The organism is Mesorhizobium sp. WSM3859 (assembly GCF_002295065.1).
Lineage (GTDB): Bacteria > Pseudomonadota > Alphaproteobacteria > Rhizobiales > Rhizobiaceae > Mesorhizobium.
The window spans coordinates 77,445-94,943 of the sequence record NZ_NSGG01000014.1 but is presented as its reverse complement, the minus strand read 5'-3'; the positions used below and the strand labels follow the sequence as shown (position 1 = coordinate 94,943).

General features: G+C 64.3%; 19 protein-coding genes. 10 read left to right on the top strand and 9 right to left on the bottom strand.

Annotated elements, in window-relative coordinates:
* Window positions 1-54: 54 nt before the first annotated feature.
* The 6 genes from glcF to CK230_RS25115 form a co-directional block, all read right to left on the bottom strand.
* Window positions 55-1,383, bottom strand: a complete 1,329-nt coding sequence (gene glcF / locus CK230_RS25140; protein ID WP_095819840.1) for a glycolate oxidase subunit GlcF — start codon at window positions 1,381-1,383, stop codon at window positions 55-57.
* A 10-nt stretch (window positions 1,384-1,393) separates the two neighbouring features.
* On the bottom strand, window positions 1,394-1,783 hold the full coding sequence (locus CK230_RS25135) for a DUF4870 domain-containing protein (protein ID WP_095819839.1): 390 nt from the start codon (window positions 1,781-1,783) through the stop codon (window positions 1,394-1,396).
* Complete coding sequence (glcE, locus tag CK230_RS25130; RefSeq protein WP_095819838.1) at window positions 1,780-3,033, bottom strand: glycolate oxidase subunit GlcE; 1,254 nt, start codon at window positions 3,031-3,033, stop codon at window positions 1,780-1,782. Before glcE ends, CK230_RS25135 begins: the two co-directional genes overlap by 4 nt.
* A gap of 214 nt (window positions 3,034-3,247) precedes the next feature.
* Window positions 3,248-3,712: a DUF559 domain-containing protein gene (locus CK230_RS25125; RefSeq protein WP_245430059.1), complete on the bottom strand. Its 465-nt coding sequence runs from the start codon at window positions 3,710-3,712 to the stop codon at window positions 3,248-3,250.
* A gap of 50 nt (window positions 3,713-3,762) precedes the next feature.
* Window positions 3,763-5,259 carry an FAD-linked oxidase C-terminal domain-containing protein gene (locus tag CK230_RS25120; protein WP_095819836.1) on the bottom strand — a complete coding sequence of 499 codons (1,497 nt, stop codon included), beginning with the start codon at window positions 5,257-5,259 and terminating at the stop codon, window positions 3,763-3,765.
* A 144-nt stretch (window positions 5,260-5,403) separates the two neighbouring features.
* The gene (locus tag CK230_RS25115) at window positions 5,404-6,726 is read right to left on the bottom strand and encodes a DUF3422 family protein (RefSeq protein ID WP_095819835.1); all 1,323 of its coding nucleotides are present in this window, start codon (window positions 6,724-6,726) and stop codon (window positions 5,404-5,406) included.
* A 207-nt stretch (window positions 6,727-6,933) separates the two neighbouring features.
* Here CK230_RS25115 and CK230_RS25110 point away from each other — a divergent pair, with 207 nt between their 5' ends.
* The 3 genes from CK230_RS25110 to CK230_RS25100 all read left to right on the top strand — a co-directional run bounded on the left by CK230_RS25110 (window position 6,934) and on the right by CK230_RS25100 (window position 9,768).
* The gene (locus CK230_RS25110) at window positions 6,934-7,737 is read left to right on the top strand and encodes an FCD domain-containing protein (protein WP_095819834.1); all 804 of its coding nucleotides are present in this window, start codon (window positions 6,934-6,936) and stop codon (window positions 7,735-7,737) included.
* Between the two features lie 23 nt (window positions 7,738-7,760).
* Window positions 7,761-8,897 (top strand): alpha-hydroxy acid oxidase, encoded by a 1,137-nt coding sequence (locus CK230_RS25105; RefSeq protein WP_095819833.1) that lies wholly within the window; start codon window positions 7,761-7,763, stop codon window positions 8,895-8,897.
* Window positions 8,898-9,000: 103 nt separating this feature from the next.
* Window positions 9,001-9,768, top strand: a complete 768-nt coding sequence (locus tag CK230_RS25100; RefSeq protein ID WP_095819932.1) for a metallophosphoesterase — start codon at window positions 9,001-9,003, stop codon at window positions 9,766-9,768.
* Between the two features lie 180 nt (window positions 9,769-9,948).
* Here CK230_RS25100 and CK230_RS34035 read toward each other — a convergent pair whose 3' ends face one another.
* Window positions 9,949-10,080 (bottom strand): hypothetical protein, encoded by a 132-nt coding sequence (locus tag CK230_RS34035; RefSeq protein ID WP_263498119.1) that lies wholly within the window; start codon window positions 10,078-10,080, stop codon window positions 9,949-9,951.
* A 294-nt stretch (window positions 10,081-10,374) separates the two neighbouring features.
* Complete coding sequence (locus tag CK230_RS25090) at window positions 10,375-11,073, bottom strand: type 1 glutamine amidotransferase (protein WP_095819831.1); 699 nt, start codon at window positions 11,071-11,073, stop codon at window positions 10,375-10,377.
* Between the two features lie 87 nt (window positions 11,074-11,160).
* Between CK230_RS25090 and CK230_RS25085 the strand changes: the two genes are divergently transcribed.
* The 6 genes from CK230_RS25085 (at window position 11,161) to CK230_RS25060 (ending at window position 15,865) form a co-directional block, all read left to right on the top strand.
* Window positions 11,161-11,823 carry a hypothetical protein gene (locus tag CK230_RS25085; RefSeq protein ID WP_095819830.1) on the top strand — a complete coding sequence of 221 codons (663 nt, stop codon included), beginning with the start codon at window positions 11,161-11,163 and terminating at the stop codon, window positions 11,821-11,823.
* Between the two features lie 134 nt (window positions 11,824-11,957).
* The gene (locus tag CK230_RS25080) at window positions 11,958-12,692 is read left to right on the top strand and encodes a 16S rRNA (uracil(1498)-N(3))-methyltransferase (RefSeq protein WP_095819829.1); all 735 of its coding nucleotides are present in this window, start codon (window positions 11,958-11,960) and stop codon (window positions 12,690-12,692) included.
* Window positions 12,693-12,897: 205 nt separating this feature from the next.
* Complete coding sequence (locus CK230_RS25075; RefSeq protein ID WP_095819828.1) at window positions 12,898-14,271, top strand: glutamate--cysteine ligase; 1,374 nt, start codon at window positions 12,898-12,900, stop codon at window positions 14,269-14,271.
* Window positions 14,272-14,373: 102 nt separating this feature from the next.
* Window positions 14,374-15,378, top strand: a complete 1,005-nt coding sequence (locus tag CK230_RS25070) for a DUF937 domain-containing protein (protein WP_095819827.1) — start codon at window positions 14,374-14,376, stop codon at window positions 15,376-15,378.
* A 27-nt stretch (window positions 15,379-15,405) separates the two neighbouring features.
* Window positions 15,406-15,657 carry a hypothetical protein gene (locus CK230_RS25065; RefSeq protein ID WP_095819826.1) on the top strand — a complete coding sequence of 84 codons (252 nt, stop codon included), beginning with the start codon at window positions 15,406-15,408 and terminating at the stop codon, window positions 15,655-15,657.
* A complete protein-coding gene (locus CK230_RS25060) occupies window positions 15,641-15,865 on the top strand; it encodes a type II toxin-antitoxin system HicB family antitoxin (RefSeq protein WP_095819825.1) in 225 nt (74 codons plus the stop codon). The genes CK230_RS25065 and CK230_RS25060 overlap by 17 nt, the downstream gene beginning before the upstream one ends.
* A 186-nt stretch (window positions 15,866-16,051) precedes the next feature.
* Here the strand turns inward: CK230_RS25060 and CK230_RS25055 are convergent, their stop codons facing one another.
* Window positions 16,052-16,342, bottom strand: coding sequence for a DUF1127 domain-containing protein (locus tag CK230_RS25055; protein ID WP_095819824.1), 291 nt, complete (start codon window positions 16,340-16,342; stop codon window positions 16,052-16,054).
* 182 nt (window positions 16,343-16,524) lie between these two features.
* On the opposite strand from CK230_RS25055, the gene CK230_RS25050 reads away from it, so the two are divergent.
* Window positions 16,525-17,481 (top strand): LysR substrate-binding domain-containing protein, encoded by a 957-nt coding sequence (locus CK230_RS25050; RefSeq protein WP_095819823.1) that lies wholly within the window; start codon window positions 16,525-16,527, stop codon window positions 17,479-17,481.
* The last annotated feature ends 18 nt before the right edge of the window (window positions 17,482-17,499 follow it).

The following is a 17,499-nucleotide window of genomic DNA, read 5'->3' as shown; positions in this document are numbered from 1 at the left end:
TCGGGGAGAAGGTGGCCGCGAAGCGGCCGGATGAGGGGGCGCCGACGACGAGGATCACTCTGCCGCCGCAAGCCCTCGCTCGGGAACGCCTTCCGGCCTGTGGCCGCCATAGGCCCAGTCGAGCAGCTTGATCGTGTGCACCACCGGCAGCCTGGCGGCGGACGCGATCTGGGTGATGCAGCCGATATTGCCGGTGGCGACGATTTCGGCACCCGTCGCCTCGATGTTTTTCACCTTGCGGTCGCGCAGCTTGGTCGAAATCTCGGGCTGCAGGATGTTGTAGGTGCCGGCCGAGCCGCAACACAGATGGCCCTCGCGCGGCTCGCGCACGACGAAGCCCGCCATGGCCAGAAGCTCCTTCGGCTGGCGCGTGATCTTCTGGCCATGCTGCATCGAGCATGCGGAATGGTAGGCGACGATCGTGCCCGGCTTGCGCACCGGCGCGGGCAGGTCGAGCGTGGCGAGATATTCCGTGACGTCCTTGGTCAGCGCCGAGACGCGCGCGGCCTTGTCCGCATAGGCCGGATCGAGGCGCAGCATGAAGCCGTAATCCTTGATCGTCGTGCCGCAGCCCGATGCGGTGATGATGATGGCGTTGAGACCGCCTTGCTCGATGGCGCGGGTCCAGGCGTCAACATTCCGTTTGGCCGAGGCAAGGGCCTGATCCTCCTGGCCCATGTGATGGACGAGCGCGCCGCAGCAGCCCTCGCCTTCCGACACCACGACCTCGACGCCCAGCCTGGTCAGCAGCGAGATGGTGGTGTCGTTGATGGCGGGATCGAGCACGGATTGCGCGCAACCGGTGAGGATGGTGACGCGGCCGCGTTTCTTGCTCCCCTGCCCGGCATGCGCACCTGGCTTCGCCATGGGCGATGCCGGCGGGATCGCGGACGGCGCGAGCTTCAGCATGGCGGCGACCGGCTTCAAGGCCGGCAGTTTTTCGAACAGGCCGATGAAAGGCCGGCCGAGCCCGGCCAGTTTCAGCGCGGCGCGGAAGCGGCTGGGATAAGGCAGCACGAAGGCCAGCATGGCCCGGGTCAGCCGGTCGAGCAGCGGCCGCTTGTAGGTCTCCTGGATGTGGGCGCGGGCGTGGTCGACCAGATGCATGTAGTTCACGCCCGACGGACATGTCGTCATGCAGGCAAGGCAGGACAGGCAGCGGTCGATATGGGTGACGATCTCCTTATCCGCCGGCCGGCCCTTCTCCAGCATGTCCTTGATGAGGTAGATGCGGCCGCGCGGCGAATCCAGCTCGTTGCCAAGCGTCACATAGGTCGGACAAGTGGCGGTGCAGAAACCGCAATGCACGCATTTGCGCAGGATCTTCTCCGATTCCGCGACATGCGGATCGGCGAGCTGGGCAAGGGAGAAATTGGTCTGCACGCAAAAATCCTTACTGTCCCAGAAGCCAGCTTTGCGGGTTCTTGACGGGCTCGCCGCGCTGCAGCGCCTGGATGCCCAGAATGCAGCGGGCGATAAACCAGACGGCGACGGCCAACATCAGTACGAAGCCGATCACAAGCATCATCAGGACCACCGAGATCAGCGCGTAGAGAAGGCCGATCCAGAACGTCCTGATCAGGAACGTATAGTGGCTTTCGACAAAGCCGCCGGCCTTGCCGCGGTTGATGTAGGCAAGCACGATGCCGACAATGCCGGTGATGCCGATGACGAGGCTGGCGAGGTAGAGGATGTAGATGACAAGCGCGTTGGTCTGGCCCGGCTCCAGCCAGCGATCGGTCTGGCGCGGTGCGCTGTTCGGTCCTGGATCGGTATTGCTCATAATGCTCCCTCGGTTGATCGGGGGAGAGTAGCAGAGCTTGCGCCTGGCGCCATGCGGCCGAGGTTGAGGATATTCTTCGGATCGAACTCGGCTTTGAGTCTGGCGGACAGTGCCGCCAGATGCGGCGGCTGAGGTTCGAACACAGGCAAAGCGGCGCGATGCGGGGCGGCGGCGCGCACCAGCGTCGCATGGCCGCCGCCATGCTTGCGGATCAAGTTGCGCAGAAGCTCCGCCTCCGGATCGTCCTCGCGCATGGAGAGCCACACCAGGCCACCCTGCCAGTCGTAGAATGCGTCGACTGCCGCCTGCATGCGCAGCGCCATCACCATATGGTGCGCCGCGGACGGCGCCATCGAGACGCGCCAGACCGGCCGCGTGCCGCCATCGGCGAAGGGCCGGCAATCGCGGATGTCGCGCCAGATCGTCTTCGACGCCTCGCCGGCGATCTGTTCCAGCGGCCCGGCCTTGCCGAGCAGCTTTCGGAGCGCCTCAATGCGATAGACGACCGACGGACCAAACCCCTCGACGCGCAGCAACGTTGCGGCATCGCTGCCGTGCTTGCCACCGGCGACACGGGCGGCGATGCGCTCCGGCAGATGCGCCGCGCTCGACACTTCGGCGCTGGAGCCCAGCGCCAGCGCCATGGCGGCGACGGCGGCCTCGTCGAGCAGACCGCGGATGGCCAAAGTCACTTCCGTTTCGGCGGCTGGCAGCACCTTGAACGTGACATCGGTGAGCACGGCCAGCGTGCCCCAGCTGTTGGCCATCAGCTTGGACAGATCGTAGCCGGTGACGTTCTTGACGACGCGCCCGCCCGACTTGAAGGCCTCGCCGCGGCCGGAGACGGCGGCGACGCCAAGAATATGGTCGCGCGCGGCGCCTGCCTTGAGGCGGCGCGGGCCGGAGAGGTTTGCGGCCAGCACACCGCCGATGGTTCCCCTGCCTGGCTGGCTACCGAGCAGTGGAGCGTAGTCCATCGGCTCGAAGGCAAATTGCTGGCCGTTTTCCGCAAGCAGTTTTTCGATCTCGGCGAGCGGCGTCCCGGCCTTGGCCGAGAGCACCAGCTCGGCGGGTTCGTAGAGGGTGACGCCCGTGAGCTTGGAGAGGTCGAGCGTATGCTCGGTCTGCAGCGGACGGCCGATGCCGCGCTTGGACCCGTGGCCGAGGAGCTCGAGGGGTGTTTCTTCGGCTGCCGCCCATTGGATGGTGGTGAGGACTTCGGCGGAAGAGGATGGGGTGAAGGTGGTCATAGCTTTGCCTGGTTCCTCGCCCGCGCAAGGCCAGGGCAATCGCATACGGCAGCGCTGCCCCCTCTCCGTCCGCTACGCGGACACCTCTCCCCCATTTCATGGGGGCGAGGAAACGCCAACCGCCGACGTCGCGACCTTGAAAAGCTTGGGTTCCTCGCCCCCGCAAAGCGGGGGAGAGGTGGCTCGGGCGAAGCCCGAGACGGAGAGGGGGCCGTCATAGAGCGCTGTCTCCCGTCTTCCTGGCTGCGAAAACGAATGTGAGGTCCGAAGCGGCCACATCTTCGGCAAGCCGCCCTTCCAGTGCTGCAAGGATCGTCTCGCAAACACTTCGCTTGTTCTTCAGAACGTCAAAGTTCCAGTAGCGCAGAACCGAGAAGCCTTCGGCTCGCATGAATTCGTCGCGTCGCCTGTCGTATGAACTCTCCGCGTGCTGACTCCCGTCCAGCTCCACGATCAGCTTTTGGCTCCTGCAGGCAAAATCCGCGAAATACGGACCGATGGGCATCTGGCGAACGAATTTGTAGGCGCCCAGCCTCTTCGCCTTCAGCTCGTTCCAGAGGGTCGCTTCCGCCTGGTTATCCCCCTGGCGAAGCTCGCGCGCACGGGCGATCTTTTCTGGCGAACGGCGGCTTGGCTGAGAGGGCGTCCCCCTCTCCGTCTCGGGCTTCGCCCGAGCCACCTCTCCCCCGCTTTGCGGGGGCGAGGAACCGGAGTTTCGAAAAGCCCCCATCAAAACCTCGGAATATCCGGAAACGCCAGCTGCCCGCGATGCACGTGCATCCTTCCCAACTCCGCGCAGCGGCGCAGTTGCGGAAACACCTTGCCGGGGTTGAGCAGATGGTTGGGATCGAAGGCGCATTTGACGCGCATCTGCTGATCGAGATCGATCTGATTGAACATTTCCGGCATCAGGTCGCGCTTCTCGACGCCGACGCCGTGCTCGCCGGTCAGCACGCCGCCAACCTCGACGCAAAGCCGCAAAATGTCGGCGCCGAAGCTTTCGGCCTTGTCGAGCTCGCCCGGCACATTGGCGTCGTAGAGGATCAGCGGGTGCAGATTGCCGTCGCCGGCGTGGAAGACATTGGCAACGCCAAGTCCGTATTTCTCGGAGAGTTCGCGCATGCCGGCCAGCACCCTCGGCAATTCCTTGCGCGGAATGGTGCCGTCCATGCAGTAATAGTCCGGCGAGATGCGGCCGACGGCAGGGAAAGCCGCCTTGCGCCCGGCCCAGAAGCTCAGCCGCTCCTGCTCGGACTGCGAGATGCGGCAGGTGGTCGAGCCGTTCCTGTACGCAATCCCTTCGATGAGGCCGATCAGATGGTCAACCTCTACGCTCGGACCGTCGAGCTCGACGATCAGCAGCGCCTCGACGTCGAGCGGATAGCCCACCTGGACGAAATCCTCCGCCGCGTGGATCGCAGGGCGGTCCATCATCTCCATGCCGCCTGGAATGATGCCGGCGCCGATGATGTCGGCGACGCATTGGCCGCCCTGTTCGCTGGTCGGGAAGCCGATCAGCAGCGCGCGCGCCGTCTCCGGCTTCTTCAGGATCCGCACCGTGACCTCGGTGACGACGCCGAGCAGGCCTTCGGAGCCGGTCATGACGCCGAGCAGGTCGTAGCCTTCCTGATCGAGGTGACTGCCGCCAAGCCTAACCACCTCGCCATTCATCAGCACCATCTCGATGCCCAGCACATTATTGGCGGTAAGCCCGTATTTCAGGCAATGCACGCCGCCGGAATTCTCCGCGACGTTTCCGCCGATCGAGCAGGCGATCTGGGAGGATGGATCGGGGGCGTAGTAAAAGCCCTCCTGGTCGACGGCGGTGGTGATGCCGAGATTGGTGACGCCCGGCTGCGCGACGACGATGCGGTTCGGGTAATCGATCGCCAGGATGCGGTTGAAGCGGCTCATCACGAGCAGCACCGCATCTTCCAGCGGCAGCGCGCCGCCCGAGAGCGAGGTGCCGGAACCGCGCGGCACGACGCGGATGTTGCGCTCGTTGCAGTATTTAAGCACGCGCGAGACCTGCGCGACAGTCTCGGGCAGCACCACCACCAGCGGCAATTGCCGGTAGGCGGTAAGGCCGTCGCTTTCAAAGGCGCGCATTTCATTGGCCGTATCGACGACGCCCTCGCCCGGCACGATGATGCGCATGTCGGCGACGATCTCAGCGCGCCGGCGCATCGTCTCGGCATCTGGCTTGGGCATGGCTAGGCCGGACATCGGTCACTCGCTTGACTGGTCAAAATCTTTTACCAGCCCGATCGTTTTGTTGCAAACGCTGCTTTGGTAGCATCGGCCGGCGAGCGGAGTGCCCAGCTTCCGCAGCGGCAATCTGCCGCTGCTTGCTCGCATCAAGGGGGGAGATTACTCGCCCGGATGCTTCGCCGGCTCGGAATGCATTTTGCGCACCCGGCGCACGCCCCACCAGACGAGCAGGATGGCGACCGGCACGGAAGCCGCGGTGACGACCTCGGGCGCGAAGGCATGGCCGAAGACCGAGGCGCCCTTGGCGACATAGCCGATGAGGCCGACGACGTAGTACGACACGGCGGCCACGGACAGGCCTTCGACCGTCTGCTGCAGGCGCAGTTGCAGCCGGGCCCGGTTGTTCATCGACGCCAGCAGGTCGCGGTTCTGCTTTTCGACATCGACATCGACCCAGGTGCGCAGAAGCGTAGTCGCGCGGGTAAGCTTTCGCGACAGGTTGGCCTGGCGCTCCTCGACCGAGCGGCAGGTGCGCATGGCCGGCGCCATGCGCCGCAGCAGGAAGCCCGCCCAGGTGTCAAAACCCTGCACCGGCTCTTCATCCAGCGCCTCCAGCCTTTCGGTGACGATGCCGTCATAGGCGCGGCTGGCGCCGAAGCGGTAGAGGCTGGATGCGGCGTCGGCCTCGAGCTCGGCGGCGAGCTCGGTGAGGTCGGCGAGCAGCGTCTGGCTGTCGCGGGTCTCGACCGCCTTCATTTCCCGTGTGGTCTGCGCCAGCCGATCCTCGATGCGGCGGGCGCGGCCGGACAATGTCAGCGCCAGGGGCAGGCCGAGCATGGCCAGCGTCCGATAATTCTCGATGTCGATCAGCCGCTGCGACAGTGCGCCGGTGCTGGCCGGCGTCAGGCCGCGGTCGAGCACCAGCATGCGGGTCAGGCCGTCGCCGTCCTGCCGGAAATCGGTGATGATGGCGGCGGCGCCGCGCTCGACCAGCGAATAGCACAGGCTGGTCGGATCGAAGCCGGCGATCAGCCTTTCGCTCGCCTGCGTCCATTTGCGGATTTCGAGGCGGATGCCGGAAATCACCGTGCCCGGGGGCGAGAAGCCGTTGCCGAAGGGCGAATCTTCCTGCCCTCGGCCATTCTCGACCAGCGGCCCCTCCCACAGATAAGTCGAGAATTCCGTATGCCGCTCCCAGCGCAGCGAGCCCTTGCCCCATTTCATGGCGTGGTGGCGCGCGTTGCGCTCCGGCGCGGCGATGCCCAGACGCCTCGAAAGCTCCGAGAGTACGGCATGGTCGACCGCGGCGCCGGCCTCGGTCATGAAGGAAAGCTGGATGAGCACGCGCGGCTTTTCGATCAGCGGGTGTGGACGGGCATGGACCTCGCCAATCGCGCCGGGCCGCCCCTCATGCGCCGGAAAACCCATGACGCTGCCCTGGGCGCGCGGCTGGAATTCGAGACTGGACATCTCGTCGGACACGGCTGGTCCCCCTGTTTTCGACCCTTCGTGCAACCCGGTCGTCTTGCGGCAATCGGCGAGACGCGTAAACAGCAAATATCAGCATCCGGCGATCGCAGCGCGCGGCAAGCTATCTGACCGCATTGGGCAAATTGGATAAATAATTTGACCAGTTGGCGACAGACGCTTTAATCTGGGCGACATCCGTTCCATCTCCAGGCATCTCCGTTGAGCGACATTTTCTCCAGGATCGAGCATTCGCGCACCGCGGACGAGGTGGTGCAGCAGATCGAGAGCCTGATCCTCGAAGGCGTGCTGCGCACCGGCGACCGGCTGCCCGGCGAACGCGAGCTGGCGCGCCAGTTCGACGTGTCGCGGCCGATCCTGCGCGATGCGCTGAAGGCGCTGGAGGGACGCGGACTGCTGACGACGCGACCCGGCGGCGGCACGCATGTTGCCGACGTCATCGGCCAGCTCTTCACCAAACCGGTGACGGACCTCATCTCCACGCACCGCAAGGCAGTGACCGACTATCTGGAGTACCGGCGCGAGATCGAGGCTGTGGCGGCCGAATATGCGGCGCGGCGGGCGACGCCGGAGGACCTTAAGCTGCTCGACCGCATCATGGCGCGCATGGAGGAGGCGCACCGGACCGGCGACTTCGACGACGAGGCGGAGATCGACGTCGAGTTCCACCATGCGGTGTGCGAATGCGCGCACAACATCATCCTGCTGCACACGCTGCGCTCCTGCTACCGGCTGCTGTCGGAAGGCGTGTTCCAGAACCGGCTTCTGGTGTTCAGCGTGCCCGGCGCGCGCGAGGCGCTGCTCGAGCAGCACCGGGCGATCCATGCCGCGATCAAGGCCGGCGATCCGATCGCGGCGCGCAAGGCGGCGATGGACCACATCACCTATGTCGAGCGCTCGATGGCGGAAGCAGAGCGCAGCGGCGACTGGCAGCGGGTGTCGAGGTTGCGCCTCAGGCAACGCTCGGATGCCGGCGATATCGAACCCACACGCAAACGCTCCTAAGCACAGATTTAGCGGGGACCACCATGAGCGAAATCCTCACCATCGCCGACCTCAAGGACCTGGCGCGCCGGAGGGTGCCGAAGATGTTCTTCGACTATGCCGATTCCGGCGCCTGGACGGAGAGCACCTACCGCGCCAACGAAGAGGACTTCGGCAAGATCAAATTCCGCCAGCGCGTGCTGGTCGACATGAGCAATCGCTCGCTGGAATCGACCATGATCGGCCAGAAAGTGGCGATGCCGGTGGCGCTCGCGCCAACCGGGCTGACCGGCATGCAGCATGCCGACGGCGAGATGCTGGCGGCCCAGGCGGCGGAAGCGTTCGGGGTGCCGTTCACGCTGTCCACCATGAGCATCTGTTCGATCGAGGATGTCGCCTCGGTTACCAAAAAACCGTTCTGGTTCCAGCTCTATGTGCTGCGCGACAAGGACTTCGTGCTCAACCTCATCGATCGCGCCAAGGCGGCGAAATGCTCGGCGCTGGTGCTGACGCTCGATCTGCAGATCCTGGGACAGCGCCACAAGGACGTGCGCAACGGGCTTTCGGCGCCGCCCAAAATGACGCTTGCCAACATCATCGACCTGGCGCTGAAGCCGCGCTGGTGCCTGGGCATCGCCGGCACCCCGCGCCGAACCTTCCGCAACATTGTCGGCCACGCCAAGGGGGTCGGCGACGTCTCCTCACTCTCGTCCTGGACGAATGAGCAGTTCGATCCGCAGCTGTCCTGGAAAGACGTCGCCTGGATCAAGGAACGCTGGGGCGGCAAGCTGATCCTGAAGGGCGTCCTCGACAAGGAGGACGCGCTGATGGCGGCCGAGACCGGGGCGGACGCGATCGTGGTCTCCAACCATGGCGGACGCCAACTCGACGGCGCACCCTCCTCGATCTCGGTGCTGGAAGAAATCGCCGATGCGGTCGGCGACAGGATCGAAGTGCATATGGACGGCGGCATCCGCTCCGGCCAGGATGTGCTCAAGGCGCTCTGCCTCGGCGCCAAGGGCACCTATATCGGCAGGCCGTTCCTTTACGGCCTCGGCGCGATGGGCAGGGAGGGCGTCACCAAGGCGCTCGAGATCATCCGCAAGGAAATTGACGTCACCATGGCGCTGTGCGGCAAGCGCCTCGTCACCGACATGGGCAAGGAGCAGCTCCGGCGCTAGGAGGCAGCAGCGCCAAGGTCGCAGAGATCGGTTGCGTCGCTAGGGCGTTGTTCATCGATCGGCACTAGGCTTGGCCCCACTGTCCCCTGGGAACATGTCCACCTTGACCGAAACCGGCATCCACTATCTCGACGCGCGCGGGCCTGACGGCATGCGGCTCTACGCCATTGGCGATGTGCATGGACGCCACGACCTTCTCGTCGCCATGCACCAGCGTATCGCAAGCCAACTGGAATATGCGCCCGCGTCCGACTGGCGCATCATCCATCTCGGCGACTATGTGGACCGTGGGCCGGATTCGAAAAGCGTCATCGACTTCCTGATCGAGGCGCGAAAGCGCGATCCGCGCCACATCATGCTCGCCGGCAACCACGATATCGGCATGCTCGATTTTCTCGCCAGTGCCGAGCCGGACGGCCTGTTCATGAATTATGGCGGCATCCAGACGGCGCAGTCCTATGGCGTGGATTTCACGCGGGACATGCATTGGTTCGGCAAGGCGGAGGCCATCGCGAGAGGACACGCCGCGCTGGTGAAAGCGGTGCCGCGCAGCCATGTCGATTTCCTGCAATCGCTGACGTTTTCGGTCAGTTTCGGCGACTTCTTCTTCTGCCATGCCGGGATAAGGCCGGGCGTGTCGCTCGACCATCAGAACCAGCAGGACCTGATCTGGATCCGCGATGCCTTCCACGATCACCAGGAGCTTTTTTCAAAGGTGATCGTGCACGGGCACACGCCAGTCCCGGAAGCCGAGGTGAAGGCCAACCGCGTCAATGTCGACACGCTCGCCTGGAAATCGGGGATGCTGAGCGCGCTCGCCGTCAACGGCGGCGACAAGCAGATCATCGACGTGCAAGGCAAAGCGCTCTAAGGCGTGCTGATATTCAGGTGAGGCCGGCCTGCAAATGGCGAGTTCCTGCGCTTCCGGTGCTCACGTACTTTTAGTACGCTCCGCTCCGGTTCTCGGAACTCACCATTTCGGCCTGACCTGAATCTCAACACGCCTTAAGCGCAGTCCCGGCGCGGGCGTGCTTCCGATTCTTGATTGAGCTTAGTCGAGCGAGGCGGTGACGCCGTAGCCGTCGACGGCCCGGTGGTTGGTCGCTGCGTCGGCGGCATAAATGCCCAGGCCGCAGAGCACAATGGCAGACAGCATGACAAAAGACAGGAGAGCTGCTTTCACGGACGTCATCTCTGGTTAAGCTTTCTGCATCTGGGCACGAGGCGGTTACCAATGCGTTGAAACGATAAAATGCGTCTCAATGTTTCGACGATTTCGCGCTTCTAAGCAGATTCTGTATCGCCGGTGTGTCGGCTGGATCACACGAAAGGTTCATGGCGGTTGCACCGGCGATACAAAGCGCGCCCTCTTAGGGGAGCGGCCGGACACAAACCAAGCAGGAAGAGCGTTATCCCCAGGCGCAGGCGCTGAGGCGTGCCAATTATGCCACGCTTCGGCCGATGAGGGATCGGATGCTCAGATGGTAGCCACCCAGGCGCGGGCAATCGCCAGCCCGGCGGCATCGGCTTCGGGGCCATTGCCGGCCAGCTCATTGTCGAGCCGGTCGTTCCAGTCGGGATGGCGCTCGGCGATCGTTGCCGCGAACGAGGTGCTCCAGTCACGCACCATCGGCGTGTCCGCCTCGAAATGGAACTGGAAGCCATAGACGGCGCGGCCGAGGCGGAAGGCCTGGTTTTCGGCGACCGCGCTGCCAGCAAGCCGCACGGCATTCTCAGGCAGCGCAAAGGTGTCGTCGTGCCATTCGAAGATCGGGAATTGTTCGGGCAGCGCCGCCAGCACCGGATCCAACTTCGCGGCGGGCGTCAGCGAGACCTTGTGCCAGCCGAACTCGGTGGCGCCGCCGATATGGTTGTCGCCACCAAACGCGCGGGCAAGGAGCTGTCCGCCGAGGCATATGCCGAGCACCGAGCGGTCCTTCTCGGCGAAATCGCGTGTCAGCTCAAGCAGCGCCGGGAAATAGGGATATTCCTCGTCCGCCAGCGCATTCTGCCCGCCGCCCAGCACGACCATCGCATCATGCTCGCCTGCATCCTGCGGCAACGGATCGCCCTGGTATGGGCGCCGCAGGTCGAGATCGGCGCCCGCTTCGGCCAGAGCGGCACCGACCTGGCCGAGACCGGTATTGTCGTAGTTCTGGACCACCAGCACGCGCATCTAGAATCCTGCTGACATGAAAATGCTGGGGCGAGCGATATCATGTGGCCCGTGTTTCAGCCAAGATGCGGATCGAGAGACAAAACTATGCCACTGCAGAACCGGGTCGATCCCTTCGGCGCCATCCGTGCCGTGCCCGAGCGCGGCCTGTTCACGGGCAATCGCGGCATCATCCACGACCCCGAGACGAAAACGCTGTTGAAGAAGCGCTGGGCCTTGCCGGCCTGGATCATCTGCGTGTGCGAATTCCGCAATGTCCGGCGCGAACCAATGGGCCGCAACCGGCAAAGCGCTGATCAAATGGCCGGCAAGGCGGGCTGGACCGAACTGTTCTTCCTCGACGAGGTGACGGCACTGGCCGCCGGCCACCGGCCCTGTTTCTTCTGCCGGCGCGAACGGGCGACCGATTTCGTCGGCCGCTTCGGCGAGGCGTTCGGAATTGCCGAACCGCGGGCGCCGATGGTCGACAAACGGCTGCACAAGGAGCGGCTCGCTTCAGGCGGACGGCCACCTCTCGTAACCGTGCCGGAGCTTGGCGGCTTGCCTGATGGGGCGATGATCGCGGACGGCGAGAGCGCCTATGCACTGCGTTCCGGGAAGGCACTTGAATGGTCCTTCGCGGGCTACGCCGGTCCAACCGGTTTCGATCGCTTCACCGGCCGGTCGCTGCGCCTGCTGACGCCGGCAACCACCATTGCTGTGCTGCGGCAGGGCTTCGTGCCGGTCTGGCATCCGACCGCCGACACTTGACGATATCCATCGCCTCGCCCATTGCTCGGCAGATATTCGCGGGATGGCCCGCAAATATCTGCCTAGATTCCCTTGTTTTTCGCAGGTTCTGATCGCAAAACCGCGGGGACACTTTTGCGGAACCTGCTTGGGCCATGCGCGCCAACTACAAAATGCAGCGGCTGTTCGTGCCGGACGATCTCGGGCCTGGCCTCGAGTTCGATGCCGGACAGCAGCATAGCCATTATCTCGCCCATGTGCTGCGGCTCGGCGAAGGCGCCGAGGTTCTCTTGTTCAACGGCCGCGACGGCGAATGGTCGGCCGCGATCGCCGCCAGATCCAAGAAGGCGGTCCGGCTGAAAGTGCTGGAGCTGCAGCGGCCGCAGCCGCCACTGCCCGATCTCGTCTATTGCTTCGCGCCGCTGAAGCAGGGCCGGCTCGACTATCTGGTGCAGAAAGCCGTCGAGATGGGCGCAGGCATCCTTCAGCCGGTCATCACCCAGCATACGCAGGTGGCGAAGCCCGGCATCGAGCGGGTGCGCGCCAATGTCGTCGAAGCGGCCGAGCAATGCGGCATTCTGGCGGTGCCGGAGGTGCGTGAAGCAGAGAAGCTGGAGCGGTTGCTCGCCAATTGGGACAGGGAGCGACGGCTGATCTTCTGCGACGAGGACGCCTCGACCAACAATCCGTTGCCGGCCCTGCAAGCGGTAAGTGAGAAGAAATTCGCGCTTCTGGTCGGTCCGGAAGGCGGATTTTCCGAGGACGAGCGCAAGATGCTGAGGGCCTTGCCTTTCGTCACCGCAATCCCGCTCGGGCCGCGCATCCTGCGCGCCGACACGGCCGCGGTGGCGGCACTTGCCGCGATCCAGGCGACTATCGGCGACTGGTGAATCAAATCCTGTTGAGGCCTGGCTCAGGATTTTTTGCTTGATCGGCTACTGACATTTCGTCCATCTAGCGCCGGCGGCCGTCCGGCCTCTGCAGCACCGCACATGCTTTTCGACGCACGAAGGGCGCTGTAACACTTAGGAACTGTGCAGGACGCTTGGTGGAAGTCGATGCCGATTTCCGGGGCGAAGCGCTCGGAGGGGCCTCATGGCGCGCGACACGACCGATACCCAGCCCATCGAAGGCGTAGACGAACTGGTCGGCTACCTGGCCGCCGGCAACAAGCCGCGCGACAAATGGCGCATCGGCACCGAGCACGAGAAATTCCCGTTCTATGTCGACGGCAACGCGCCGGTGCCCTATGGCGGCGAGCGCGGCATCCGCGCCATCCTCGAAGGCATGCAGGAGAAGCTCGGCTGGGATCCGATCATGGACGCCGGCCGCATCATCGGCCTTGTCGAGCCGACCGGACAGGGCGCGATCTCGCTGGAGCCCGGCGGCCAGTTCGAGCTTTCCGGCGCGCCGCTGGAATCGATCCATCAGACCTGCCGCGAGGGCAACGCGCATCTGGCGCAGGTGCGTGAGATCGCCGAGCCGCTCGGTATCCGCTTCCTTGGCCTTGGCGGCAGCCCGAAGTGGTCGCTGGCCGACACCCCGAAAATGCCGAAATCACGCTATGAGATCATGACGCGCTACATGCCGAAGGTCGGCACCAAGGGCCTCGACATGATGTACCGCACCTGTACGATCCAGGTGAATCTCGACTTCGAGAGCGAGACCGACATGCGCCGCAAGATGCAGGTGTCGCTGAAGCTGCAGCCGCTTTCGACGGCGCTGTTTGCCAACTCGCCCTTCACCGAGAGCCGGCCGAACGGGCTGCAGAGCTGGCGCGGCGACATCTGGCGCGACACCGACAACCAGCGCTCCGGCATGCTTGAATTCTGCTTCTCGCCCGATTTCGGCTTCGCCGACTATGTCGAATGGGCGCTCGACGTGCCGATGTATTTCGTCATCCGCGACGGTCAGTATCACGACATGACGCGCTACACCTTCCGCCAGTTCATGGCGGGCGCGGCGCGCAATGAAATCCCCGATGGCCTGCCGACCATGGGCGACTGGGCAAACCACCTCTCGACCCTGTTCCCCGACGTGCGGCTGAAGCGCTTCCTGGAAATGCGCGGCGCCGATGGCGGGCCGTGGCGACGCATCTGCGCCCTGCCTGCCTTCTGGGTCGGGCTGCTTTACGACGAGCAGGCGTTGGACGCGGCCGAGGCGCTGACTTCGAGCTGGACCTACAAGGAAGCGCTGGCGATGCGCAATGCCGTGCCGGAGCTGGGCATTGCCGCGCCGTTCCGCAACGCGACCTTGCGCGACGTCGCCCGCGACGTGCTGGCGATTGCGCGCACGGGCCTGAAGAACCGCGGCAAGAAGAACCGTGACGGTTACGACGAGACGTCGTTCCTCAACACGCTGGACGAGGTCGTGGCGCGTGGCACGACCAGCGCCGAGGAGATGCTGTCGGCCTACCACACGCGCTGGGGCGGCTCGATCGAGCCGGTGTTCATGGAATATGCCTATTAACGGTCCGGTACCCGCTACGCGGTTGGTTGGCAAAAGCCGCTTCAATCAGTGATCGAAACGAACTAGTCTTTTCCGGCGAGGACACTGCCGGAGGAGACCCTCATGCCTTCCCTGTTCGACATTTTTGCCCAGGCCCAGAATGGCGCCGGCATGCAGGCGCTGGCCCAGCAATACGGGCTTTCGATGCAGCAGACGCAGGCCGCGGTGCAGGCGCTGCTGCCCGCCTTCTCGCAGGGGCTCCAGCGCAACACCGCCGATCCCTACGGGATGGGCGCCTTCATGACGGCGATGGCGAGTGGCCAGCATGCCAAATATTTCGAGGACGCGACGAGGGCCTTTTCGCCGCAGGGCATCGATGAGGGCAACGGGATTCTCGGCCATCTGTTCGGCTCGAAGGACCTGTCGCGCGCCGTGGCGAACCAGGCCGCGCAGGCGACGGGGCTCAGCCAGCAGGTGCTGCAGCAGATGCTGCCGGCCATGGCCTCGATGATGATGGGCGGGCTGTTCAAGCAGACCAACAACCAGTTGACCGGTGGCCAGATGCAGGCCTTCGGCGGCAGTGGCAATCCGCTGGGCGAGATCATCGAGCAGATGATGCGGCAGGGCGGCCTCGCGCCGACGCCGCAAACGCGGCAGGCGCCGGCGCCCAATCCTTATGGCGGGAATCCGCTCGGCAAGGTGCTGCAGGACATGTTCGGCGGCGGCGCGGCGCAGCCGCAAAGCCAGACACAGCAGGCGCCCAGCCCCTACGGCGACAACCCGCTTGGCAAGGTGCTGCAGGACATGTTCGGCGGCGGCGCGCAGCCGCAAAGCCAGCCCCAGCAGACGCAAAGCCCCTATGGCGACAATCCGCTCGGCAAGATCTTCGAGGAGATGCTGCGCCAGGGCGGCGGTGGCTTCGGCGTGCCCGGCGGGCAGCCGCAACAGCGCCAACCGCAGCAGAGCGCGCCGCAACAGCCGCAAACCAACCCGAGCGGCCGTCCGCGAAACCCGTTCGACGACATATTCGGCAAGATGTTCGAGACCGGCGCGCAGCAGCGCGACGAATATCAGAAGGGCGTGGAGACGATCTTCGACCAGTTCAAGCGCGACATGGACCGGCGTTAGGTCTCGAACAGCTCCAGAGCGCCTTCCGTGAGCAAGAAACTCGAACAAATGCGCCGCAATCCCCGCGGCGACTGGTCGATGCGAGATGTTAAGGCAGTCTGTGACGAGGCTGGCATTCAATGCGTGCCACCGAGATCGGGCGGATCGCATTACAAAATCTACCACTCAGCAATGGCTGACATTTTGACGGTGCCTTTCAAACGCCCGATCAAGCCCGTATATATTCGAAAACTCGTGGCATTTATCGACGAGGCAAAAAAGCATGACGGACAAGCTTGAATATCCTGTCGTCATCGCACCACTCTCGATTGAGGACGGTGGCGGGTTCTCCGCTTATGTCCCGGATCTTCCCGGTTGCATGAGCGATGGCGAAACTCCCGAAGAGGCCATCGCGAATGTTCAGGATGCCATCGCGGCTTGGATAGAGGCGGCGCATGAACTTGGCCGATCAGTGCCAAGACCGTCGAGAAAACTGGCTTTCGCCTGATCCCCCGAAGGCCTTTCGACAGAAAGGGCGCAGCCCATAAAAAATGCCCGGTCCTGGAGGAGAACCGGGCAATGCGCAGGCTGGCCGGCGGGGAACCGGCAGGGAGTGTGGGAGCCTGCATGAACTTGGTCGCGCCGAGCGGCGAAATGGTTCAGCGCGACGGGAAATCCAAGGAAACGCCGCCCTTCAGCCTACCTGACGAGCAAGGTCCTCGATCGTGTCGGCGCGCTCGCTGGCGATAGCGCGCAGCTTCGCCGTCGGATCGCGGCCGAAGGGCACGGCGACGGCGACATAGAGGTCCGCGCGGGTCAGGCCGATATCGGCCAGCTCGGCGTCCGACATCTCGCCGAGGCGATAGAAGGCGCGACGGTTTTTCCAGGCTCGGTAGCTGTTGGCGATGGCATTGACCACAAGCATCGCAACGGCCGGACGCGTGGTGATGCGCGAGGTCTCGGAGGCGAATTCAATCGTGGTCATTTCAGTCTCTCCTTTCAGGAGTCGAGCGGACGAAACCAGCCAACCGGCGCCTTGGGAGAAGCGCCGTTCCGGTTTCCATTCACATGTTCTCATGTGGACAATGGCAATTTGCCATCGCACGATTGATTAATCCAACGAATGTTTTTAATCTGTAGCATCAACATCAATGATAGGTTGGACCGATGAAAGCGCCGCTTGACCTCGATCAGTTGCAAACCTTCATCTCGATCGCCGACACCGGCAGCTTCACCCGCGCGGCCGAGGAGGTGCACCGGACACAGTCGGCCGTGTCGATGCAGATGCGGCGGCTGGAGGAGCGGATCGGCAAGCCGCTGTTCGAAAAGGACGGCCGCACCAACAAGCTGACCGAGGAGGGCGACAGGCTGCTTTCCTATGCGCGGCGGCTGATCTACCTCAACCGCGAGACGCTCGCGGCCTTCGACGACCAGCGGCTCGAAGGCACGATCCGCATCGGCACGCCGGACGATTATGCCGACCGATTCCTGCCCGAGATCATGGCGCGCTTCTCGCGCTCGAACCCGCGCGTCGAGCTGACCGTCGTCTGCGAGCCGACGCCGGGGCTGGTCGAGCACATCAAGCGCGGCAATCTCGACCTCGCGCTGGTCACGCATAACGACACGCGCGGCCAGTCGGAAGTGGTGCGGCGCGAGCCGCTTTTGTGGGTCACCTCGGCCAACCACGCCACGCATGAACAGGAAATCCTGCCGATGGCTTTCGGCCGGCCGAACTGCATCTGGCGGCGCGCCGCGGTCGACGTGCTCGACCGGCAGAGCCGCGAGTACCGCGTGCTGTTCTCCAGCTTCTCGGCCACGGTCATCACCGCAGCCGTGCTGTCAGGCCTCGCCATTTCGGTGCTGCCGGAATGCGCGCTTCGGCCCGGCATGCGCGTGCTCGGCGAGGCCGACGGCTTCGGCCAGTTGCCGGACTGCCGCATCGGCATCATGCGCGGCCAGACCTCGCAGCCGGAGATCGTCGACGCCTTGGCCCGTCACATCGCCGAAAGCCTCGACAACATTTCCGTGCCGGTGAGTGAAGAGGCGGGAAGCTTCGACTTCGCGGCGCTCGCCTTTGCCAAGATGAAGCGGATCAAGGCAAACCAGATCATGCCTGGCTGGTAAGACGGCAGCAATTCCAGG